The sequence below is a fragment of the Lutispora sp. QWL-02 genome, assembly GCF_058315355.1.
In genome coordinates, this window is record NZ_CM177762.1 from 275,461 (window position 1) to 299,620 (window position 24,160).

A 24,160-nucleotide genomic window follows, 5' to 3' on the forward strand; every position below is an offset into this window, starting at 1 on the left:
AGATGTATCGCATCTTCCTTGTTTATAGTATATCACATAATCAATAAAAATAATACATTAATTTTCAGAAAATTTAAATATATTTGCATGCTTGCATTGAAAAAGTAATTTCCACACCCACACAAGCGAAAGGCGGAAGTTAGTTTTGCAAAGAAAAGGTATATAATAAACAAGATAAAGGAAGTAATCAATACTTGAAAACATAGTATTATCAATGGTATTATTGAAGAGTCCCAAAGATCAGTCAGTTCGAAACCATCCTGACTTAAAACAAAACTAGGGAGGTATAAAAAATGAAAAAAACAGTTTTTCTGATGCAGGCATCGCTTATAGCCGCTATCTATGCAGCAATAACCATAGCACTGGCGCCAATAAGCTACGGCCAGATCCAGGTCAGGGTTGCCGAAGCCCTTACAATCCTTCCGGCATTTACACCGGCTGCCATACCCGGATTATTTGTAGGCTGCATAGTGGCTAACCTATACGGCGGAGGCGGAATAATAGATGTAGTATTCGGAAGCCTTGCCACTCTCATGGCAGCGTACCTGTCCTACAAAATGCCGAAGAAATGGCTCGTTCCCCTGCCGCCTGTCGTTGTAAACGGAATAATAGTAGGCTATATACTGAATTATCTGTATGGCTTGCCTCTGCTGATCACAATGGGCTGGGTGGCTGCAGGCCAGATAATAGCTTGCTATGGTTTTGGATATCCCCTTATGAAGGTGTTGGAGAAATATGAAGATAGAATATTCAATGGAACTTGACTTTCATAGCAATAATAACCTCAACGGCCTACCCTAATACCAGAAGCCAGAGGCTATTCCTGATCCTATTTTCCGAATATGCTCTGGGCAACCTTCACCGATTCCCTTGCATCCTTCACATAGAAGTCGGCTCCTATCATCTCCGCATAGCTCTCATTAAGCACTGCGCCTCCCACCATTATCCTGCAATGGGGGCAGCTGCTCCTCAAGGCTTTTATGGTATCCTCCATATTTTGCACAGTTGTAGTCATCAATGCGCTCAAGCCCACCAAAGGAGCATCTTCCTCCGCTGTTTTTTCCACAACCTTTTCTATAGGGACATCCTTTCCCAGATCATAAACCTGGAAGCCGTAGTTTTCCAATAATATTTTTACAATATTCTTCCCTATATCATGGATATCGCCCTTCACCGTAGCGATTACTATCTTTCCTTTTTCTATCTGAGAATCACTGCCCGAACCTGCATCCATATTATCCTTGAGAATTTCAAAGGCTCTCTTGACCGTCTCCGCCGATTGTATAAGCTGGGGCAGGAATATTTCTCCCCTTTCATATTTCTGCCCTACAATATCCAGAGCAGGTATGAGATAATTGTCCACAATCTCCAGACCGCTTGACTCCTTGAGAAGCTCCTTCACCAGGGAAGCTGCTTCATCCTTTATCCCGTCTATAATGACCTTTTTCAGATCTCTGCTGCTCATGACCCCAATATCGGCGGGCTTCTGTTCTATGGCAGAATATGCTTTTATATATGCTTTGCTGTCCTTATCCGCATTGGACAGCACATTAAAGGCTCTTATGGTGCTTATCATATCCTCTTCCATAGGGTTCAGGATGGGTGCATCCAAGCCCGCTTCAAGGGCCATTGCCAGAAACGTCCTGTTTAAAAGGCCTCTCGCCGGCAGGCCGAAGGATACATTGCTGACCCCAAGGGCAGTCTTGACTCCTAAGTTCTCCTTGACCAGCCTTACAGCCTTTATGGTCTCCTGCACCTCTCTTTGCTGGGCCGAAGCCGTTAGCACAAGGCAGTCCACTATTATATCTTCCTTCCCTATGCCGTATTCAGCAGCCTTCTCGATCATGCGCTCTGCAATTTGAAGCCTCTCCTCCGCAGTCTTGGGTATGCCCTTTTCATCCAGTGTCAGAGCCACCACCAGGCATCCGTATTTCTTGGCGATGGGCAGAAGCTCTGCCATGCTCTTTTCCTCACCATTTATAGAGTTTATTATAGGCCTGCCGCTGCAGATCCTTGCCCCGGCTTCAACCACCTCCGGCCTCACGCTGTCTATCTGGAGGGGAAGGCTGACAATGCCCTGTATCTCCTTGATAGCCCTGACCATCAGCGCTTTCTCATCTATTTGAGGCAAGCCCACGTTTACATCCAGCATATGGGCTCCGTTATCCTTCTGGTTTACCGCTTCCCTCAATATGTAATCCATATCGCCTTTTATCAGGGCTTCCTTCAGCCTTTTCTTGCCTGTAGGGTTTATGCGCTCTCCTATGATTTTTACCTCCTCGCCCAGAACCACCGTACAGGAAGCAGAGCTGGCGGCAGTGATCCTCTCCGCCTTGGTGAAGGCAGGCTTCAGCCCTTCCAGAGCCTTCTGCAAGGCTCTTATATGCTCAGGCGTGGTGCCGCAGCATCCTCCCAATATCCTTACCCCTTGCTCGGCCATGCTGCGCCCATATCTGCCGAAATCCTCAGGGCTTATATCATAGACGGTTTTGTTTCCTACCATCTTCGGCAAGCCTGCATTGGGCTGGATTATCACAGGCAATCTGGAATACCTCAGCACCTCAGCTATGAGAGGCAGCATTTCTTCAGGCCCTAAAGAGCAGTTAAGGCCAAGGGCATCCAGATTCAGGTTTTGCAATATATTTACCATGGTCAAAGGATCAGTGCCCGTCAGAGTCCTTCCGTCAGCCTGAAAGGTCATGGTGCAGATCACCGGAAGGCTGGAATTTTCCTTGGCCGCCAGTATAGCTGCTTTAGCTTCGTATATATCGGACATGGTCTCGATAAGGATCAAGTCAGCTTCGGCGGATGTGCCGGCGGTTATTTGCTCTCTGAAGGCTTCATAGGCAGCCTCAAAGCTCAGATTGCCATAGGGCTCCATAAGCTGGCCCAGAGGGCCGATATCCAGAGCCACCAGCTTATCTCCTGCGGCAGTCCTTGCTATCTCCACGCCTCTTCTTATCACCATATCCAAAGAAAAATCCATATCCTTCAGCTTGTATCTGTTGGCCCCGAAGGTATTGGTGGTGACCACATCCGCTCCCGCATCTATATAGGCCCTATGTATGTGCTCTATGACCTCCGGCCTTTGGATATTGTAGCTCTCAGACAATTCTCCGGCTTTCATTCCGGCAGCCTGGAGCATGGTTCCCATCCCTCCGTCAAACAAGAGAAATCCGTCAAAATTTACAGCCTTAGTCATTAATATCCCCACACTTTCTATATATACAATTTCTGTCCTTGCACCTGCTGCATTTATTCCCCTCAGAGGTGCTCTCCTGCCTCTGCCATCCTATAAATGCAGTTACCGACTTTCGCGGCAGCATAATACTGCTTTCATTAACAGTAAGCCCTATCCTCGGATATGCCTTCAGAAGCTCAATTATTCCCTTCTGAAGGGTTATGGGCAGATCTCCATAGCCCGGGCTATATCTTGAAGTACAGCAGTATCCTTCCTTTAGAGCCTCTATCCTTATTTCTTCCTGTACCTCATCACAAAGAGCCTCAATGGCTGCAGAAGCGCAGGCATCCATCACTATACCCTTGGTAAGGTCTGTTTTTGAATAGTATGCGATCCTCCTATCCGCTTCAAGCCCTAATGTGGCTGCCATCAGCGCACATTTATCCGAATTCCGGAAATGCATGGTCAAATCCTTGCTCTGAAAAATCAAGTTTGTATCCTTCAAAGCCATCTTATCCCCGTCTCTTTCAATATCATAAACATTATAAACAAAGCTTTTCCTCAAAGCTTCGGTCATCTCGGCAATGCATTCCGTCAAAAGCTTTTCAAGCTTCTCATCCATATATTGATTCTTATGGCCCAAATATCTTAAAACTTCTTTCCTGTTTATATGCATAAAAAAATCCCTCCGGTTTAGAATATATTACACTTTAATATATATAAAATGCAAGATGGTCTTTTTAAAATTTTACTTGACAAATGCTCATATTTGGCATAAAATTTCTTTTAAACCTTTATAATTGAATAAGATCTTATCCAGAGAGGTGGAGGGACTGGCCCAATGAAGCCCGACAACCGGCATTCTCATTCGAATGCAGCGGTGTCAATTCCTGCAGAATTTTGCTTAAATTCTGAGAGATAAGGATAGCATAAAGTATATCGTACTTTATTAGCCTGCAGCCGGCTGCTTTCTTATCTGAGAGCAGCTTTTTAATTTGCTCCGCCTTGTCTCTGTTGAACGAGACTTCATTCAGAGGGGGATTCAACCCCCACTGAATGTTAGTCGAGTCCATACTGGACTTAGCCGCTTTTGGCACCCGCCGCCTATAGAGGTGGGGGCCTTAGAGCGGGTTAGTTCAGTGATAAAAAAATTAGAGGAGGAGAATCATATATGTCCATTAAAAAAAGCTATGAAGAAATCAATGAGAAGATCAGGAAAGGTACGGCAGTGGTAGTTACGGCAGAAGAGGTAATAAGCATAGCAGAAGAAAAAGGAATACAAGATGCAGCCAAATATGTTGATGTGGTGACCACCGGAACCTTTGGCCCTATGTGTTCTTCCGGAGCCTTCATAAACTTCGGCCATTCAGACCCGCCAATAAGGATGACTAAGATTTTGCTCAACAATGTCAATGCATACGGCGGCCTTGCTGCAGTAGATTCATATATAGGGGCCACTGAGCCCTCACAGGATCTGGGCATCGAATACGGAGGAGCCCATGTAATATGCGATCTGATAGATGGTAAGCCTGTGCATCTTAAGGCCTATTCCCCGGGGACAGATTGCTATCCCAGGAAGGAGATAGACACCTATATTACCAAGGATTTAATAAATGAAGCCTACCTCTATAATCCCAGAAATTGCTATCAGAACTATTCCGCAGCGATAAATACTTCCGACAGGCTCCTTCACACATATATGGGAGTGCTGAAGCCCCATATGGAGAATATAAATTACTCTACTTCCGGGGAATTGAGCCCTTTATTGAATGATCCCTACCTGAGGACCATAGGCATAGGGACAAAAATATTTCTGGCAGGCGCTGCAGGATATGTCTCCTGGCAAGGTACACAATTTGTCACCGAAAAACCCAGGGGAGAAAACGGCATACCGTTATCACCAGCTTGCACCCTTGCGGTCACAGGTGATTTGAAGAAGATGAGCACAGAATATATCAAGCCTGCGGTTTTTGAAAAATACGGCACCTCCCTGTTCGTAGGCATAGGAATACCTATACCCGTTCTCGACAAGGATCTGCTCCATAACCTGTCGGTGCAAAACAAGGATATATATACAAATATTGTGGACTACAGCGTGTCCCGTCTTAACAAGCCCGTCCTCGGCAAATGCAGCTACGGTGAATTGAGAAGCGGAGAATTGGTCCTCGACGGCAATACAATAAAAACCGCACCCCTTTCCAGCCTTTATAAGGCGAGAAAGATTGCCCTGGAGCTCAAAAGATGGGTGGCAGAGGAAGGCTTCACACTTCAGGAGCCCATAGAAGCTTTCCCAAAAGTTTCAGCCCTTAATTCATTGAAGGAAAGTGTTGATGGAGGGATATAATGAACAAGATATATATAAATAAAGAAAAATGCGTACATTGCGGAGCCTGTACCGCAGCATGCGGCTCCGATTCGCTCCGGATGGAAGGCAAGGATTGCACCCTGTCCTTTGATAAGGACCGCTGCGCAGGCTGTGAAAGCTGCATAAAGGCTTGCCCCTTGAGAGCCATTACGATAGATATGTCCACCAGGTGGCTTTATGTATGAAGAACGGTTTTACAGAGAAATAATGAAATCCAGGGATCTGCTCTGCTTTAATGTGACCGAAGGCGAATCGGACCTTCAGATTTTTGCTAAGGATAATCTGGAGAAAGAAACCAGGAGGGCTTTAATAAAATGCAGAAGCCAGCTTCATGAATATATTCGTAAGAATCCGCATTTTCTTACGAGCCTTGATTCCATTAAACCTCAAAAAAACAGTCCCGAAATAGTAAAGCAAATGTGCCGCGCAGCAGAGTCTGCAAAGGTGGGGCCTATGGCGGCAGTGGCAGGAGCCGTATCCAAATATGTAGGGCTTTCCCTCCTGAAGCATACCGAGGAGATAATCATTGAAAATGGGGGAGATATATTTCTTAAGACCAGGATAGACAGAAGGATTTCCATATACGCAGGAAGCTCTCCCTTTTCAAACAAGATTGCCCTCCTAATACCCGGCAGTGATGAAGAATTGGGCATCTGTACCTCCAGCGGCACTGTAGGCCACTCCCTAAGCTTCGGCAAAGCCGATGCGGCAGTGATACTTGCAAGGGATGCAGTGCTGGCAGATGCTGCCGCTACTGCTGCAGGCAATGCGGTAAAAGACCAAAAGGATATAGAAAAGGGGATAGAAACAGCCATGTCTATTCCCGGAGTGGAAGGCGTCCTCATAATAGTGGGAGATAAAATGGGCGCCTTCGGCAATATAAATCTGATCAAACCTTGAAAGGAGAACTGGAAATGAAAATAAAAGAATTATTCAATAAAAGCCCGGTAATATCCCTGGAGATATTTCCTCCAAAGCCCGAGGCTTCCATAGATACAGTCCTCAACACCATAGATGCATTATCCGATCTGAAGCCCGATTTTATCAGCGTCACCTACGGAGCGGGAGGCAGCAGCAAATCCCACACGGTACAGATCGCAGATATCATAAAGAACAAATACGGCATTGAAGCCCTTGCCCATTTGACCTGCATAAGCTCTACAAAAAAAGAAGTGGAGGATATTCTGACAAGACTGCGCAGCTCCAGTATAGAAAATGTGCTTGCACTAAGAGGAGACAGACCCCAAAATGACACTTGCATTTCAGAAGAAGCCCAATACGAGTATGCAAGGGATCTCATAGCCCATATACGGAATTTCGGAGGATTCTCCATAGGAGCTGCCTGCTATCCCGAGGTCCATATAGAAGCCGGGGATAGCCTCTCAGACCTGCGCAGCCTGAAGGCCAAGGTCAAATCCGGAGCGGATTTCCTCATAACCCAGCTGTTTTTGGACAATAATTTTTTCTATGATTTTAAAGAAAAGCTGGATTTGATAGAGGTCAATATACCTGTATCCGCAGGCATCATGCCCGTAATAAACAAAAAGCAGATAGAGAGGATAACAGGACTTTGCGGCGCCAGCATACCTGCCAAGTTCAAACGCATACTCGATAAATATGAAAACAACCCGGAAGCCCTGAAGGAGGCGGGCATAGCCTATGCAACGGAACAGATCATAGACTTGCTTTCTTCGGGTGTGGACGGGATACATCTATATACGATGAACAAGCCTGAGGTGGCAAGAAAAATCATTGGCCAGATATCAAATATAAGGAGCTATTTGGGCAATAACATTAAGTATGCTTAAGTAGAATTGAAAACCTTTATAAAGTCTGGAACTCCACGCTCTTGTACATCCCGTTATTTAGCAAATCATGATTCCCACACAACAAGAAAGGCTTCTATGCTAGGTATTCCGAAAATCAACGAAGCCTTTCTTGAAATGTAATTAAAAATTATGCTTTTTCATGCAAAGATTCAGTATTTTTTATTTTTCATCTAAATTCCAAATATCAGGAAGTCTTTCCTCTTGTTCCATTGGTTTCAATTCCCGTTGTTTTTCAAAATATACACTATCTCGCTGATAGAATACAGGGCCGCCATAATTTCTATTTAATATAATAGGTACATCATCTATACCGTTTTGTTTCATTCGCTCAATAATCTTTAATTTAATATCTGTATGTTCTACAGGTGTAATAGTGATGCATAAGCCGTCAATAATTCTTTCAAACTTACCAAAAGGCATACCAATAGCCATTTCATATTCTTTCATACCTGCCGAACGTGGTCCCGCACATAACACAGACATACTGATGTCATTAGTTTCATATGGTTCTGCGGTACATTCGGCACAAATCGCCTGATTACCAATCATTTTGAATGTACTGTGAGTTCCAAAAAAATGTGTATATCCCTGAACCAAACGCATAATATTGCGTGGATTCGATACAATGATTACTACATCCGGAGCTTCTGTAAACTCTTCAACAGGCATAACTTGGACACCATATGCCCTGTGCTTACAAATCGAAATATGATTGCTTACTTCTTTGGATGTTGTCAAATCAGTATAAAGCCCTCTATTCTGGAAAAAGCGTCCAGAAGTATAAAACTCATCAAGAGCCACAATTCCTAAAGCTCTTGCCCCTCCAAAACAACCGAAATTAGAAAAGTCAGCTTTAAGCTTTTTCCCATGTGCGGCATGAACAACCATAGCACAATAAGACTTTTGGGATTGAAGCTGAGGTGCATTTGCCATTTCAAACTCTTTCTGAGTAAATAAAAATTTTATTCCAACAATAGAACGTTCAAATTCCAGTGCACAATTTGCTTTAATAACTGCTCGCCTTACCGCATTCTGATCAAACATCATACAACTCTCCTATTAGTTTATTTGAAATATTTATCAATTTCGGAGTACAAAATAAAAGTCCCGCCAAATGCTTCATTAAACGTTTTGTAACAGGCTTCAGTCTGCATTTTTTCCATAGTTAATTTTACCCAATCTGCATTCTCGTCTTCACTTCTCACTATTAATCCCTGTGGTGTCATATTTTCTTTTTTGCTGATTGCCATATGAGAGCTTGGATCTAATTTACCCGAATCACGAACAATAACTGCAGAGGCAATAACGGCATCGACATCATCAATTGAGCTCATAGTAGTAGTTAGCTCTGTGGGAATTATTTCAATATTCCTAGCATTTTCAACGATATCTAAAAAAGAATAAAAATTGTTCTCAGAAGGCTTATCACTAAGCTTAATTAAGCCGGTGTCTTCCAGCATGGTCAAGCATCCATCGATATTGGCTAAGCCTTGAGCAATAATAATTTTCGCTCCATTGGGAAATTCTTCAGGAGACTTCCATTTAGTAGAGTAAAGACCGCTGTAAGAATAATAATACGGCATCGGCATTGTCAGATTTGCTTTATTTGTATCATTAAAGGTTTTCATCCATTTTAAGCTATTGCAGAATAAACCATCTATATCTCCTGCATTTAATGCTTCTGCAGGAAGATTGTTACCATCGAAAACAACAACCTCCACTTCAACTCCAGTCCCCTCTAACGCAGTTTTCATCAAATCTGCAGCAGGTTCGGTAGCAGAAACGCAACCAATTTTTACAGTTTTCTTTTCCGCCGGCTTATTTGCTTCTGCAATTTCTCCATTAGACGGGACATCAGGCGATTCTGCCGGTTTAACTTGGCATGCTGACATAGATAATGCTAATACGCAAACCAATAAAAGAGATAATAACTTTTTAATTTTTCCCATTTTTATCTTCCTCACTTCTTAAGAATTTTGATTCAATTATTTAAGTTAAAATGAAATAAAACTTGCTATTTTATACTATGCTTGTATAAATAATCACCAAACAGCTGAATCGCTTGAATCATGACTAATAATAAAATTACGCCGGTATATAGAACGGAATAATTAAAGCTATAAAAACCATAATTGAGTGCGACAGAACCTAACCCGCCTGCTCCAACAGCACCTGCCATTGTAGTAGACTTTAGGAAATTAATTGCACATAAAGTGGACCCGTTGATAACACTTGGAATTGCTTCTCTCAGCATGACTTTCAAAACAATTTGTAAATCACTGGCCCCGCAAGCTTTAGCAGCTTCTATTAGTTGTGGGTCAACATCTAAAAGCGCATTTTCAATAATACGCGCCATAAAAGGTGCTCCTCCAACGGTTAAAGGAAAAATTGCAGCAGCTTCTCCAATCATTGTTCCCATTACTAAGCGTGTCACCGGAGCAATCGCTACAATCAAAACTATAAAGGGAAAGCTTCTCACTGTATTAACAATAAACGATAGAGTGCTATGGACCCATTTACATGGCCTAAGCCCTTTAGTCGGATTCGTCATCACCAATATAATCGCTATGATAAAGCTCAGAATGGTAGCTAAAATCATAGAAATAGACATCATACGGATGGTAGCAACAATGGCCGGCCACATTAGCCGATTAAATTTTTGCAGCCAATTTATCCAAAATTCACTATTCACATTAGCTACTCTCCTTTAAAGCCGATTCATTTAAGCAACTGCAAATGACTCCATATTCTTTTAATTTCTGAGTCAAATCTACCGAATCTGAATCTGACACGTCAATAATGCTCGATTGTATAGTTACCTCATTTACTCGTTCCATCGAAGCACTAATAATGCTGAAATCAATATTCAAGCTTCGTGCCACTTTTGCCAATACCGGCTGATTAGCTAACTCACCAGAAGATATAACCTTTAATCGTGTTGTCCCTTTTGGTTTAGGTGCTTTATTATTTTCTTCTCCAATAAGATTTTTCAACGCAAGCGGTTCCTCGAGAAAAATTTGTTCAACAGTGCCGCTTGCAGCAATCCGGCCATTCTCTATGATTGAAAGGCTGTGACATATAGAACGGATAACAGCCATCTGATGAGCTACTATGATAATGGTAATATTCATCTGCTCATTAATTTGCTTTAAGAGATTTAAAAATGATGCTGCCGTATTTGGGTCAAGCGCAGAAGTTGCCTCATCGCAAAGTAAAAGCTTAGGACTCATAGCCAAAGCTCGGGCAATGGCAACTCGTTGCTTTTGTCCGCCGGAAAGCTGACTTGGGTAAGCATTTAGCTTGTCTGATATCCCAACCATTTCTGCTAATTCTTTTACTCTTCTATCTATATATGATTTTTTATACCTCCAGCACTCCATCGGAAACGCAATATTACGATATGTAGTAAGTTGTCCCAAAAGCGAAAAGTTCTGGAATATCATTCCAATATCTTTCCTGAAAATCCGAATCTGTTTCCCTTTTAATTCACAAACTTCTATTCCATCTATACACAAGCTGCCTTCATCATAGGTTTCTAACCCATTGATGCACCGCAAAAGCGTTGATTTTCCAGCACCACTGCGTCCAGCTAGGCCATAAATTTGCCCTGTCTCAACTGTTAAATCGATTCCCCTAAGTACATTTAATCCTTCAAAATGTTTATGCAAATTTACAATTTTGATCACGCAGGCTGCCCCCTAATAACTTTAAGTCAAACTTTTTTTGAAATTACATACACAACCCATTTTGCATATTAAATATATCATCTCACCATTTAATATACAAATTTATATAATCTATCTAATGCTAAACTCATATAGATTATGTCTATTTTAAAGGTTTTTTGATTTTTCTTGTCTGATTTTGTCTGATTTTATAATAAAATCAAATTAAATATGCTTAAGGAGAATTGAAAACCTTTATCTTTCCATATGGTTTGTTTACATTATAAAGATTTCTATGTATACTTTTATTGTATGGTTTGAACGAAGCTTCATTGCTATGAATTGCTTTTGTTTAACGTTGTGCGGGCACCGCATGTTAATAGTGATAAATTTTAGAGGTGATCATTCTTGAAAATAGGAAAAGTGCCTCCCGAGATATTGAAGAGCTCTGTTTATCCATATCTGGGGAGTATGAGAAAAGAAGTGCTGGTTCACTCCGGCTTTGGTGAGGATTGCAGCATTATCGACTTTGGTGAAAATGTGGCTGTGGCTTCCACCGATCCCATAACCGGCGCCAATAAAAACAGCGGATATCTTTCGGTCTTCATTTCCTGCAACGATATAGCCGCCTGCGGAGCAAACCCTCTGGGGATACTGGTTACGTTGCTTCTGCCCGCCGGTGCCGACGAGCTTATGCTGAAGGATCTGATGGAGGGCATACACGATGCTTCCCGCCAGATAGGGATAGAGATATTGGGAGGACACAGCGAGATCACCGATGCGGTTATCAAGCCGGTGATCTCTGTGACTGCCCTGGGAATAGCAAAAAAGAACGAATATGTGACCTCTTCGGGAGCCAGGCCCGGTGATGATGTGATCGTTACCAAAGCTCTTGGCCTCGAAGGGACATCAATACTGGCATCAGACTATGAGGATATATTGAAAGCGGAGCTGTCACCTGAACTGCTGCATAAAGCTCAAAGCTTTATCAAAAAAATAGGAGCTGTTGAGGATGGGCTTGCCGCTGCCAAAGCAGGAGCCTCAGCTATGCATGACATAACCGAAGGCGGCTTCCTTGGGGCTGTTTATGAGATAGCCGAAGCTTCCGGAGTAGGAGTAAGGATAATAAAGGAGAAGCTCCCCATATTGCCCGAAACCAGAGCTATCTGCGACTTTTTCCGGATCGATCCCCTTGGGCTTATTTCCAGCGGTTCAATGCTCATATGCGCACCCAAAGGCGATGAAGTGCTGAAGGCCCTGGCAGCTAACGGCATCGATGCCTCTATAATAGGAAAGGTCACGAAAAAAGATAAGCTCCTGATCTCGGAGGATGACTGCATAGCCATCACACCGCCTGAGAGAGACGAGCTTTATGTCGCTTCAGAAAGAGCTGAAAAGCGTAAAAATATATGATAGCCTGCCGATATCTTTATATCTCCTTGACTATATTATACTTGTGTAATATAATATTTGTATAATATAAAATTGGAGGTGCCGCTATGTCTTTGAAGCACGGCCTTTTAGGCCTTCTGAGCTACGGCCGGATGACGGGATATGAGCTTGATAAGACGTTTAAAGATTCTCTCAACTTTTTCTGGCAGGCCCAGACAAGCCAGATCTATCGTGAACTCAACGCTATGGAAAAGCTTGGATGGCTCACATCGGAAATCGTGTTCCAAACCGATAAGCCAAACAAAAGGCAATATTCCATTACCGATATGGGGAAAGCGGAGCTGTACAAATGGCTGGATGAAAGCAGTCTGGACAGCGAGTTTCAAATCCGCAGCGCATTTTTAATGAAGCTTTTTTTCTCCGGCGAGAGAAATGTTGATGAAAATATCATGATGCTTGAAAATTATAAAAAAAGATGTATGGATGTCATGGAGGCTTTGGAAGGAACCGACGGCAATATAGAAGATTACCGCTCCTGCGCCAGCTCAAATCAACAAGCTCTTTACTGGGGGCTTACGGCTGCCTTCGGCAAATCTTATTTCAAAATGTGCCTTGATTGGGCAGACAGCGCAATCAAGCTGCTGGAGGGCTCACTATGAATATATTGGTGCTCAACGGCAGCCCCAGGGGTGATGAAAGCAACACTCTTAAATTGGCAAATGCATTTTTGGAGGGATTGAGTGAGGGCAGCGGCCACCGCATTGATATCATATCCATCCACAACTCCGATATCGAACATTGCCGCGGATGTTTTGCATGTTGGACCAAAACACCGGGCCGCTGCATCATAAAGGATGACATGGCAGAGCTTACGGAAAAGTATATAAACGCCGATGTCATCCTATGGAGCTTCCCTCTTTATTATTTGGGCATGCCTTCCAAGATCAAAGCCTTCCTGGATCGCTTGCTGCCTACCAACCTGCCTTTTATGGCTGTGTATGAGGACGGGACCAGCGGACACCCTCCCAGATACGACCTGTCACATCAACGCCATGTATTGATCTCAACCTGCGGCTTTTATTCCACAAAAAATAATTATGATGCTCTGCTCCGGCAGTTTGAAATAATGTTCGGAGAAAGGCTGACAAAAATCATCTGCCCTGAGGGAGAGCTGTTCCGGGTGCCGCAGCTTTCAGCAAGGACCGGCGATTATTTATCTTATGTCAAAAAAGCCGGAGAGGAATTTGCCCTGTACGGCAGTTTTTCAGAGGCTACGCAGAGCAAGCTGAAGGAGCTTTTATACCCTCCGGAGGTTTTTGTGGAGATGGCCGACGCCAGCTGGGATATAAAAGAATCCGCTCAGGGCAACAGGCCCCGGGACCCTTCCCACAGCTTCATGCGGCAGATGGCTGCCATTTACAACCCCCAGGGTTATGTGAAGGATATAGTCCTCGAAATGTTTTTTACCGACCTGGATAAGACCTATCAATTGTTATTGGGCAAGGAAAACTGTACTGTCATGACCGATGATTTTATACCATACACCACAAGGATTGAAACATCCTTTGAAATTTGGCGGCAAATCTCGGAGGGAAAGCTCAACGGCGCCGAAGCCATGATGAAAAAGCAGTACAGGGTTTTAGGTGAATTTGACACCATGCTGAAGATGGATGAATATTTCGGCGGAAAAAAGCCTGCCTTGAAGGCTCATAGTGAACCGGGAAAAACAAATATGAGCATACTGCTGTACCAATGGATCATCCTGTGGGTATTGCTCCCCATTGATGCTGTTTGGGGCGGTGCAGCAGGAATTGCGGCCTGCTCTTTAATCCCCATGCTTGGCTATAGATACAGACTGACGGTTTATGATAGGATCAGCGGCGTTTTGGTATCCATGCTCAGTTTGACGGCGCTGCTTTTGGTAGATAAAGCTCTCATCATTTGCCTGTCCTATCTGCTGTTTGGAACGCTGTGGCTGCTATCCTGCACAGCAAAAGTACCATTGTCCGCTCATTATTCAAGCGGCGACTACGGCGGTGACAAGGCCTTGGACAATCCATTGTTCATCAAAACCAACAGGATACTGACCATGGCATGGGGAATATTATACCTGCTGATTGCAGCCTTCTCATACTTTCTTATGAATAGCCCTCTGTCCGCCTACAGCGGATTGATCAATTCCGCAGCACCTGCATTGATGGGTGCCTTTACGGTATGGTTTGCCAAGTGGTATCCTGCAAAGGTGGCAAAGGGATAAAACGGTAAAATATAACGGCCAATTCCCCGCGGGAAGCATCTCCCAGCTGATCAAAGAGATTGCCTGGTTTTCCGCTGATGACTGCCGCCGGATAGGGAAATCCGCCTTTGTGAAAACTATGCGGTGAATGCTGTAGCGGCTTATGCATTATTGTTGGTAATCTATTGGAAAATGCTTTGGATATGTGCGACTTTAGGAAAGAGATATACAAGAGGCTGTTACAAAGTTGGAATTTTGCAACAGTCTCTTGTGTCATTTTATCGTGCTATGTTATTATTTCGTCATCAAATTATACAGTACCTGTGCCATCTGGCTTCGGGTGGTGGTAGCTTTTGGTGAAAGCTTATTGTCACTGCCGGATATTACCCCTGATCTAACCATATATTCCATAGCTTCCTTTGCATAATCGGATATATCGCTCTTGTCTGTAAAGCTATACGGGAATTCGCCGTTTGCATTTGGAAGCTTCTTTATGGCCTTTAGTGTATTATACAGCAATGAGGACATATCCTGTCTCGTTATTGCCACATCGGGAGCAAAGTTATCCTTTGGTTTATCTATGGGCTTAATATCATAGGCTCTCATCAACAAGGTGATAAATTGCCCTCTTGTAAGGGTACCGGCTGGGTTAAAGTTCCCTTCCGATGTTCCCGAGGTTATTCCTCTTGCCGCTATATAGCTTACGGCATCCTTATACCAGTCTTTATCTTTTACATCTTTAAATTGTACTTTGTTATAGCCTATAGCATAGTAGGAGAAATGGTCTGTTTCAAATATCACTGCTTTTGATATTGCATCATATCTGCCGTTTGTTATAGTTTCTAATTCGCCTTTATCATTGATGAAGTATACTACTATGGCATTTGTGTCTTCTCCCGATGCCGGTGTATAGGGCAATGCTATTGTTACTGTACCGTTAAATTGTGATATAGTCTTTTCTCCGCTTTTTACTGTAAAGTCATATACGGGACGATTGCCTACTTTTCCTTTTGCTTCCTCGGATAGTTTCCAGGTATCCGCTTTTGCTATGGAAATTGTTATATCTTCTTTGGCGGCATCGGAGATTGTCTTTAGAGAATCCGCGTCAAAGGTGAGGGAGCCTATATCGCTTGTCAGTGTCATATCAGCTATATTCCCTGTGACCATATCCTTTATGGATGACGAGGATATGGTAACTTCTATTTCTTTTGCCCCTTTTGTACCGTCAAGGTTTATTTCCAATCTTGCTACCTCATCGGTCTTTTTTGCTTTTTTTTGAGCTTTTGCAATCACTTGGCTTATTTGTGCTTGTGTCACTTGTGCCGTCGCTTTGCCTTCGGAGCTTATATCAGCTTTTACTATTATTATGGCAGCATCCGGTGTAGTTGTTTGTTGTAAAGGAGCAGTGGGAGCTGTAGGCTTTATCGGTGCAGTTGGTGTTGCGGATGAGCCGGAACTGCTGCCGCCTGAGCCTGATCCATCTTTGTCTTTATCCTTATCCTTGTCTTTATCTTTATCGCCGCTGTCTATTTTTGTCCAATGGGCATAGAGGGTGGTGTCTGCGGTAAATATATAGTTTGCGGTTATCTTTGTTCCGCCGATTGCAGCGGTGTACCAGCCGTCAAAGGTATAGCCGGATCTTACAGGGTCGGGCATATACATGAGCTTGCCCTCTGCATCGGTTTGTAAGGTTTGAGGTATACCGTAACCTGTCTGGGCATCGAAGGTGATAGTATAAGTCAATGTTGGAATATCTTCATAGGTTGCTTCCAAAGTAACATCATTGGCGGGCATCTTGAATTTCGCCATTCTAGAAGATTTACTGCCTTCGATAAAAGTCAAGCCGTCGGCGCCGGTCCACCCCTTAAACCGTTTGCCGTGGGAAGGATCATCCGCTGTTATGGTTACAATGGTGTTTGCTTCATATTTACCGCTGCCGGAGCCGCCTATGATTGTTAACTGATGCTTCGGAACGGTCGGATTTGTATCATTCATATCCAAAATATAGCTTTTGTCAGTCCCGTTATATTTTCTGTAGTCAGCCAGCCCTTCAGGATAGGTTATGCCGCCTTCATACAATCCGATAGCACCATATCTGCCCTTTGTGTTATCGGCGGTAATTTTGCCTTTAAGGTCTTTGAGGTTGATGCCGGTTTTCGTCCCAGAACCGCCGCCGCCTTCTTCTATGGCGTATCGGCAATTACTTCCCCCGGTGAAGATCACATCTCCCGACGTGGAAATGGTTATGCCTCCGTTAAAGCTTAGGCCACTTCCGCCACACTCTTGAGCCGCACCATCCCCGCCGGTAAATATGGGAGAGGTATCATTTGATATGGTTGCACTATCTGATAAACTGATGCCATGACCAGCGTATAAATAAGATTCACTACTCGAGGCAGAGCCCCCTTTAAATATTGGGGTACCGGCTGTTATCTCCAAATTCCTTGCCCAGGCACCATTCGCCCTTGAGTAACTATCTCCCTTACCATTGGCACCGATAAACTCTGGGCTGCCGGTGGAGGATATGCGAATGGTACCATCTATATTTGCACCGCTAGAGCCGATGTCGTTTAGGGAACCGCCTGTGAATTTGGGGCTGCCGGAGGTTATGATGAGCTCTTTCAGATTATCATCGCTACCGACAAGTGCACCATAGGAGCTATAGCCTTTGCCACCCCGGAAGGTAGGACTGCCGCCGTCCAGTGTAAGACTGCCTTGCTGCACCCATACGGCTGGGTTGCTATATGGGAAACTTTCATAGGCATCGCCGGCGGTAAATATGGTTTCGTCACTGCCGGTGATGGTCAAGTCAGCATCGCTATATACACCTGCTCCGCCATATAAGCCCGAGCCTTTTCCATTTCCTCCTGTAATTGTCACCGTACCTAAAGTTGTGAGCTTGCTTTCTTCACTTGAATTAGTAAATTTGATTGCCTCTATGTTATCCGGACCTTGAATCGATATATTCTTTAAGGTAAGGTTTATTTTATTAACAAACTGTAATCGTCCGTTAATAGTATGACCGTTGCCGTCTATGGTAAGGTTCGGCAAGCTATTGTTTCTGTAAAGATTCCCGGTCACATTCTCACCCAGGATAATGATATCTCCGTCCTTTATCGCAGCCCCGTTATTGGCAATCAAAGCCTCCCAGCCTGCTTGATCTATTGTGGGTAATGCTGTAACTTTTGAAGCATAGTCTGTACCTAACGCCGACTTATATGCATCCACTCTGCCTTCAGGCACATAGATATCCGTCAAGTTATTGCAGCTGGCAAAGATGCCGTTCCCTACCGTTGGAGGCGTATCTCCCAAGAAGGTTATGCTCTTGATGCCGGACCAGTAAAAAGCGGAATCACCAATGTTATTCACGGCTGATGGAATAGTCACAGTTCCTAATTTATCTGTGGCATAAAAAGCGGATTCCTCAATAGTTGTAACCGTATCAGGTATGCTAAAGGATGTATCCGGCTTGCCTTGCATATATCTTATCAATGTAGTTTTATTTTTGTCATAAAGGACGCTATCTGCCGATGAGTAGTGTTCATTAGCCGGATCTACAGTAAAACCGGCTAACTTCTCGGCAAAGAAAGCATTAGAACCGATTGAATCCACTAATGGGCCTATCCAAAGGCTTTCAAGGCTGTGGCAATAACCGAAAGCCCATCCACCTATGGTCTTTAGTGAAGCGGGCAGATCAATGCTCACTAAATCCTCGCACATGTTAAATGCACCATCTCCTATAGTCTCCAGTGAAGAGTTCGTTGAGAAAGTTACTGTCTCCAAATCTCGGCAATCATAAAAGGCATCTTCATCTATGGTTACTACAGAATCCCCAATGTCAATGCTCCCTAAGGCAGAGCCGGCAAAAGCACTTTTGCCTATGGTCACTGCATTTGTAGTGTCTATCTGTATAAGGTTCTTATTTCCGGCAAAGGCTCTTTCTCCGATGGTCTTTACTGAATCCGGGATAGTGTAAGATTTTCCCGTTTTCCCAACAGGATATAGGATTAAAACGGTTTTATCCTTATTGAATAAGACGCCGTCCTCCGCCGCAAAATGCTCGCTGCCCGCAGCTACCGTAAATTCCTTAAGCTCATTGCATCCATAAAAGGCATCTGTGCCTATTGTTTCCACGGAAGCAGGTATATTGATGCTCTTTATCTTTGTATTTTGAAAGGCCTCTACTCCTATGGTCTTTACAGAATTGCCCAGTGTGACACTTTCCAAATTCTCGCAATTAAAAGCTGCTTCCTCAATGGTCTCCACGGAATCACCCAGAATAACCTCTTTTAGCTCATCAGACCACTTGAAGGCATCTTTCCCTATGGTTTCTACAGAATCCGGTATTTCAACTTTTGTCAAATTTGTTGACTCGAAAGCCCCCTCTCCAATCTCCGTTATGCTATAGGTTATGCCAGCATTATATACCGACTCCGCCACGGTAAGCTCTCCCGACGGCGTACTACCGCCTGGGTACCCTATAAGCGCTACGGTGCCGGTCTTTGCCCCGCTGTCCTCTGTCAGTACCTTGTATTTTAAATCGCCGTCTGTGAATTCGTCACCTACATCTCCCCAGACCGCACCCGGCAACATAGTCACTACCATGCATAGTGCCAGCAGCAGGCTGCCCAGCCTTTTACATTTTCTTTTCATTTTTCAAATTACCCCCTTGTTTCATTTATTTTCTTTCCAATGTTTCCCCATAGGAAAAACCAATTCCCGAATATGGATCTTTAAATCCTCTCCAAAAATAAGATTTTCCCCGTCTGTACTCATTGAGTGGAATAGCTCTCTGTCCTTTAAAATGCTGTAATTCACATCTTCAAAATGATTCTTCATATCCAGCTCCATAGAGCTGCCGCTGGCAAAGTCTATATATACTTTATGTTTGCCTAGCGTTTCCGCCCTCAGAATAATTTTGCCGTCATGGGAGGGTGTCAGCGCCATTTCCATTGCTTCTTGAGGGAAAATATCCAACTCATATTTAGGCTTCGTATCAAAGATGATTTTTGTGCCGTCAGTATAGGCGGAATGCAATATCTCCGTGTCATTTAAAGGATAGTAGCGTATAGTGCCTAATCTGCTTTTCATGTCCAGAACCAAAATACTCCCATGGGTAAATGTGATTCTCAGCTTGTAATCATCTAAAGCACTTACCTTTGCGATAATCGTATCCTTTTCCCCTTTAGGCATCTTTTTTTCTGCCATATGCATTCCCCCCTTGTTTTTTGAGTATAAAAAAACACCCTACATTAAAATTGTAAAGTGTAGAATTAATTTTTTATACTGGCCGGTGGCCATTTATTTTTATCTTATCCCTTCAACATTTCTCTGGAAGTAACGCCTTTTTTATTTAAAATGATGCTGACGGCTGCCTTTATAGTAGAAACAGAAACATTTAACCTTTCAGCTATCACTGGATTACTAAGCCCTTCCTTTATTAAAAGCAGTACTTCCGCCTCTCGAGGTGTTAAAGGAATGTCTCCTTGACCTAAATTTGCTAAACCGCTTTTTAACATATCAGCTAAATATACGATTTTTTCTAAAGCCTCTGAGCTGCAACCGGCCTTGGGCAATAGATTTTTGATTCCTGTATAGTTCTCGGCAAAGGGTATATAAATATTATCCGGCAATGCTATTGATAAAGCGTCTTTTATACAATCAATGGCTTCGGAGTGCTTACCCAGTGCTTCCAACGCCTGACCCATATATAGCTTTATATATATTTGCGGCAATAAATTAGGAAATATCGAGGATATGGCTAATGCAAATTCACTTACCCCCAAAATTTTATGATATTGTTTTTGCTCCAAAAGTATCCGTCCATAAATAATATGGGCAAAAGGCTGTGCCATTATAACCAAACGTTTATCATTAATATCCCCTTCGGATAGCCAAGGTGCAATTTCACTTTTATTTCCCAGTAATATGTATAAAAACCCTTTAATCAAGTCCAAAGTATAGCGACATAGATCTTCCGTATTTTGTCGAGCCCGCTCCTCCATGGATTGCAAAGCAGTGTTAAGCATATTCTTATCGCCGCAGAATATGGCAATTCGCGCTAAAAGAAACAAGCCGCATTGATAGATACTGCTCTGTCTCTTGCTGTCTGCAGTAAACATAGCTTTATGGCAGAGCATTTCTGCCATGTCTAGTTCACCTCGCAAAAAATGTGCTTCCCCCCGCATAATGATTTCTGCCCCGCTGCCATGACCCCGGGTCAAGGAATAGTAATAAGGCATGCATTCATCCATTTGCATCAGCTCCGCATCCAGCTTGCCCTTTTCACGGTAGTACAGATAAAGTACCGATGGAGAGCCAAAAGTCCAAGTGCTTTTTATATTAATAAGAGCTGCGGGACCGCCTAATAGCTTTAATGCTTTACGGTGGCGGGCGCTCATAGCATCAATGCGATTATATTCTAAAAATGATAGCAATAATTCCATTTCTCCTAATAATGCGTTTTTCTCAACTTGAGAAAGAGCGCTTTCATTGATTATTTCCAATATTTCCTCTTTAAAAGTCAAAAGCTTTTCGTTTTCGTGGAGAAAAAATAAAGTAAAGGCTAAAGGTACCATGGATGCCGGGTATTTGAGCTTGATTTCGTAGGGAGTATTGTCTATGATATCCAAAATCATGGGCTTTGTGTTTTCGTCCGCAATATCCGCTATTTCATAGCTGGTGAGGGTCAAAGCCATAAGGCGCTCCCATGAACCGGATAAATAATAAAAGCGCAAAGTATTTATACGATCATCTGCTTGCTCCGCCAGGTCTCCCCCTGCTATATAAATTATTTTTTTCTTTTCTTCAGTAAGCAAAGTAAACTGCTGGGCAAGAAAGCTTCTAAAAAGTGTGTGAAGATAAAATCGTCGGGATTCCCTGTCAAAATGGACGAATACTCTTTTTCCCCTAAGGAGGGATTCCGTTTCAGCGGGGGTCATGCCCGACATTGCAGTAGCCTGGGCCAATGAAAATCCTGGGAAGATTGATACTGCAAGCAAAAATTTCTTTTCCTTTTCCGGAAGCTTGTCCCATAAGGCCTTATGGATAAGATCCTCCATGCTCCCTACTTCAAATTTGTCGCTATTGATATAGGCCAAAAGCTGTAGATATAGTGCCATAATCCAGCCTTCGGTAATTTTCTCCAGCTCCTCAAGCTGCATACCGGTGAGTGATATGCCGGCTTGACGATAATATGCATCAATATCGCTGCGGGAGAATGCCAGGGCAGACTCCCTAATCAAATGAAAACGGCTGCTGGGCAAAAGGGTACTTTGACCTTCCCATTGCAATAGCTGTGATGCAACAACTATATGCAATCCGATGCCCCCATGATTTGATAAAGCCTCCAAGAACAATACGGGTTTTGCCAGTTTCCATGAAGCAAAATCATCGAGTACAATATAAGTTTCCTCAGGGCAAAGGAGATTGCGGAAGGCGTCCTTGATACGGCTCATATTATCCTCATCCGGCAAACCTATGCTTTCCAATTCTGTCCCACTTTTAGGGTCAAAGTCATATATAAGCCCGCAAAAGGCTTTCCATGAGCTTTTAGGATTTTCAAAAGAAAAGGTATGCCAAGAAATGAATGCAGTATCGGGTATCTTTGAATCAAAAAAGTGACGAAGAGCTGTGGTTTTACCAAAGCCTGACGGTGCCTCTATAAGGGTAAGGGGGTAAGATTTTATTAATTCCAATCTTTCCATGAGCCTTTTAGGGAAAAAACGGGTTTCCGGTTTGATTTGTCTTTTCCGCGCCATTTTATTCGCCTCCCGAAAGTGCTTATTATCATTTTGAGCATGGAGAAAATCTTAGGGCCCTACGCAAGTGCCAAGTGGAGCACCTTCATTTATAATAAGTATTTAAACATACGATATACTTCTGTTATTATTATATGGTTTTATTGACAATTGTGCAAGTTTATGTGAGGAGTGGGTTAAATGAGTATCTGCGAATACTGCATAATACCCCGGCTCATCCAAAAACCTCCTTTTTTATAGCTTATAAAGCCCTTTTATAAGCAAATAAGCTTCCTGGGTTATTTGTTAAAAACCCGGTGCCATAAATAAAAGAGGCAGTCACGATGGCTGCCTCTTTTTTATCACAAGCCTGATACCATTTTTATAAAACTTTACAAGCTCATTATTTTATTGATTTAAGCTTCGTTAGATCTCTCCAGTTGCTGGCGGTGATGAGTTCAACATTTGATATGGTTTCTCTGATGTCTCCAATATCGCTAGAAATTTTATCAAGTTTGTCATTTGTCACTTCTCTGCTATCGTAAAGACCGCAGATTTTATCTGATATTTCACTTTCAATCTTATTTTCGATTTTGACAATCGCTTTTCTGTTCTCCCGAATCTCTGCCTCAAGTTCTATCCTAACACCCTGGATTTCTTCTTTGAGCTCTGTCCTCACACCCTGAATCTCTTCTTTGAGCTCTGTTCTGACACCCTGAATCTCTTCTTTGAGTTCTGTTCTGACACCCTGAATCTCTTCTTTGAGTTCTGTTCTGACACTCTGAATCTCTTCTTTGAGTTCTGTTCTGGTATTATCTATTGCTTTTGTAAGATCAATTAGCATTTCAAGTATTTTTTCCTCATTGCTCATCGCTATTTTCCTCCTGAATATTGAACAAAATAACTTGGCTTTCTATATAAATTATACATACAATTCTTTGTTTAGTAAAGTAAGAATTGTTGTTTTCATTGGCCCAGAGCACCGCATCCTTATACCGGCCTTCCTTCAGGTCAGTAAATGGGGTTCTGCCCTCATGTGAGAGTGTTGTATCCTATAAATTTATCAAAACCGGTCCTTAAAACAGAGCCGGGTTTATAGTACAATAAAATAAAAACGATATGATAGGGAGAGTATAACATTATGCAATACCGAATGAAAACCCACCAGTTATCCGAAGAAAAGATACGACAGCTACTTGAACGCTCACAAACTGGCAGCTTAGCAACATTGAATTCTGATGGAACTCCATATGTTACTCCAATCCATTTTGTTTATTACAAGAATGCAATCTTTGCTCACGGTCTTCCCAAAGGGAAAAAGCTTGATAATATTGCCCGTGACTCACGAATAGGATTTTCTGTTTATGAAATGGATAAATTACTGCTGGATCCTGATGGAAATCCATGTGATACAAATACAAAATATGAAAGCGTCATTATTTCCGGTACTGCCAGGCTTGTTGATGATATTAATGAAAAAGGAAATATACTGAAAAAAATCGCAGAAAAATACACACCTCATTCAGCAAGTAAAGAACTCCCCGTTAACATGGTTAAAGGTACGGCGGTAATACAAATTGATATAACGGAAATAACCGGAAAATACTATTCGTAGTGAACAGAAAATTAAGGCTATTCAAGTATATTTATACCATATACCACAGCTGATGCGATCCAAACTACCATCTTTACGCAAGGATACTCTGGACTATTTTAGGGATGTAGTAGGAAGAGCCGATACATCGAAGAAATT

The 24,160-nt window shown here is 42.9% G+C and carries 19 protein-coding genes and 1 riboswitch; of the genes, 9 read left to right on the forward strand and 10 right to left on the reverse strand.

Features of this window, described 5'->3' with window-relative positions:
* Positions 1–293 precede the first annotated feature (293 nt).
* On the forward strand, positions 294–764 hold the full coding sequence (locus AC4HCY_RS01170) for a QueT transporter family protein (protein ID WP_323431896.1): 471 nt from the start codon (positions 294–296) through the stop codon (positions 762–764).
* A 65-nt stretch (positions 765–829) separates the two neighbouring features.
* On the opposite strand, the gene AC4HCY_RS01175 is transcribed toward AC4HCY_RS01170, so the two are convergent.
* Entirely contained in the window at positions 830–3,202 is a 2,373-nt protein-coding gene (locus AC4HCY_RS01175) for a homocysteine S-methyltransferase family protein (protein WP_491095210.1), read from the reverse strand.
* Positions 3,195–3,857 carry a vitamin B12 dependent-methionine synthase activation domain-containing protein gene (locus AC4HCY_RS01180; RefSeq protein WP_323431894.1) on the reverse strand — a complete coding sequence of 221 codons (663 nt, stop codon included), beginning with the start codon at positions 3,855–3,857 and terminating at the stop codon, positions 3,195–3,197. The genes AC4HCY_RS01175 and AC4HCY_RS01180 overlap by 8 nt, the downstream gene beginning before the upstream one ends.
* A gap of 133 nt (positions 3,858–3,990) precedes the next feature.
* A riboswitch (SAM riboswitch) is annotated at positions 3,991–4,106 on the forward strand.
* Positions 4,107–4,352: 246 nt separating this feature from the next.
* Between AC4HCY_RS01180 and AC4HCY_RS01185 the strand changes: the two genes are divergently transcribed.
* Genes AC4HCY_RS01185 through metF form a run of 4 tightly spaced genes read left to right on the forward strand, consistent with a single transcriptional unit; the run spans position 4,353 to position 7,354 of the window.
* Positions 4,353–5,525 carry a homocysteine biosynthesis protein gene (locus AC4HCY_RS01185; RefSeq protein WP_491095211.1) on the forward strand — a complete coding sequence of 391 codons (1,173 nt, stop codon included), beginning with the start codon at positions 4,353–4,355 and terminating at the stop codon, positions 5,523–5,525.
* Positions 5,525–5,731, forward strand: a complete 207-nt coding sequence (locus AC4HCY_RS01190) for a DUF362 domain-containing protein (RefSeq protein ID WP_491095212.1) — start codon at positions 5,525–5,527, stop codon at positions 5,729–5,731. Before AC4HCY_RS01185 ends, AC4HCY_RS01190 begins: the two co-directional genes overlap by 1 nt.
* Positions 5,724–6,446 carry a UPF0280 family protein gene (locus AC4HCY_RS01195; RefSeq protein ID WP_323431891.1) on the forward strand — a complete coding sequence of 241 codons (723 nt, stop codon included), beginning with the start codon at positions 5,724–5,726 and terminating at the stop codon, positions 6,444–6,446. The genes AC4HCY_RS01190 and AC4HCY_RS01195 overlap by 8 nt, the downstream gene beginning before the upstream one ends.
* 14 nt (positions 6,447–6,460) lie before the next feature.
* Positions 6,461–7,354 (forward strand): methylenetetrahydrofolate reductase [NAD(P)H], encoded by an 894-nt coding sequence (metF, locus tag AC4HCY_RS01200; protein ID WP_323431890.1) that lies wholly within the window; start codon positions 6,461–6,463, stop codon positions 7,352–7,354.
* Between the two features lie 180 nt (positions 7,355–7,534).
* On the opposite strand, the gene AC4HCY_RS01205 is transcribed toward metF, so the two are convergent.
* From AC4HCY_RS01205 to AC4HCY_RS01220, 4 genes are all read right to left on the reverse strand, one after another.
* Positions 7,535–8,422, reverse strand: a complete 888-nt coding sequence (locus AC4HCY_RS01205) for a DUF169 domain-containing protein (protein ID WP_491095213.1) — start codon at positions 8,420–8,422, stop codon at positions 7,535–7,537.
* Positions 8,423–8,439: 17 nt separating this feature from the next.
* Complete coding sequence (locus AC4HCY_RS01210) at positions 8,440–9,324, reverse strand: MetQ/NlpA family ABC transporter substrate-binding protein (RefSeq protein WP_323431888.1); 885 nt, start codon at positions 9,322–9,324, stop codon at positions 8,440–8,442.
* 65 nt (positions 9,325–9,389) lie between these two features.
* A complete protein-coding gene (locus AC4HCY_RS01215; protein WP_323431887.1) occupies positions 9,390–10,067 on the reverse strand; it encodes a methionine ABC transporter permease in 678 nt (225 codons plus the stop codon).
* A gap of 1 nt (position 10,068) precedes the next feature.
* Entirely contained in the window at positions 10,069–11,061 is a 993-nt protein-coding gene (locus AC4HCY_RS01220; protein WP_323431886.1) for a methionine ABC transporter ATP-binding protein, read from the reverse strand.
* Between the two features lie 387 nt (positions 11,062–11,448).
* Here AC4HCY_RS01220 and AC4HCY_RS01225 point away from each other — a divergent pair, with 387 nt between their 5' ends.
* The 3 genes from AC4HCY_RS01225 (at position 11,449) to AC4HCY_RS01235 (ending at position 14,689) form a co-directional block, all read left to right on the forward strand.
* Positions 11,449–12,453, forward strand: coding sequence for an AIR synthase family protein (locus AC4HCY_RS01225; protein ID WP_323431885.1), 1,005 nt, complete (start codon positions 11,449–11,451; stop codon positions 12,451–12,453).
* A gap of 86 nt (positions 12,454–12,539) precedes the next feature.
* The gene (locus AC4HCY_RS01230) at positions 12,540–13,091 is read left to right on the forward strand and encodes a PadR family transcriptional regulator (protein WP_491095214.1); all 552 of its coding nucleotides are present in this window, start codon (positions 12,540–12,542) and stop codon (positions 13,089–13,091) included.
* Positions 13,088–14,689: an NAD(P)H-dependent oxidoreductase gene (locus tag AC4HCY_RS01235; protein ID WP_491095215.1), complete on the forward strand. Its 1,602-nt coding sequence runs from the start codon at positions 13,088–13,090 to the stop codon at positions 14,687–14,689. The genes AC4HCY_RS01230 and AC4HCY_RS01235 overlap by 4 nt, the downstream gene beginning before the upstream one ends.
* 273 nt (positions 14,690–14,962) lie before the next feature.
* Here the strand turns inward: AC4HCY_RS01235 and AC4HCY_RS01240 are convergent, their stop codons facing one another.
* The 4 genes from AC4HCY_RS01240 to AC4HCY_RS01255 all read right to left on the reverse strand — a co-directional run bounded on the left by AC4HCY_RS01240 (position 14,963) and on the right by AC4HCY_RS01255 (position 23,278).
* Positions 14,963–19,321 carry a leucine-rich repeat protein gene (locus AC4HCY_RS01240; protein ID WP_491095216.1) on the reverse strand — a complete coding sequence of 1,453 codons (4,359 nt, stop codon included), beginning with the start codon at positions 19,319–19,321 and terminating at the stop codon, positions 14,963–14,965.
* Between the two features lie 21 nt (positions 19,322–19,342).
* Positions 19,343–19,876, reverse strand: a complete 534-nt coding sequence (locus AC4HCY_RS01245) for a hypothetical protein (RefSeq protein WP_491095217.1) — start codon at positions 19,874–19,876, stop codon at positions 19,343–19,345.
* Positions 19,877–19,980: 104 nt separating this feature from the next.
* On the reverse strand, positions 19,981–22,428 hold the full coding sequence (locus AC4HCY_RS01250) for a helix-turn-helix transcriptional regulator (RefSeq protein WP_491095218.1): 2,448 nt from the start codon (positions 22,426–22,428) through the stop codon (positions 19,981–19,983).
* A gap of 382 nt (positions 22,429–22,810) precedes the next feature.
* Entirely contained in the window at positions 22,811–23,278 is a 468-nt protein-coding gene (locus AC4HCY_RS01255) for a hypothetical protein (protein ID WP_491095219.1), read from the reverse strand.
* Positions 23,279–23,548: 270 nt separating this feature from the next.
* Here AC4HCY_RS01255 and AC4HCY_RS01260 point away from each other — a divergent pair, with 270 nt between their 5' ends.
* Positions 23,549–24,022: a pyridoxamine 5'-phosphate oxidase family protein gene (locus AC4HCY_RS01260; RefSeq protein ID WP_323431271.1), complete on the forward strand. Its 474-nt coding sequence runs from the start codon at positions 23,549–23,551 to the stop codon at positions 24,020–24,022.
* Positions 24,023–24,160 lie beyond the last annotated feature (138 nt).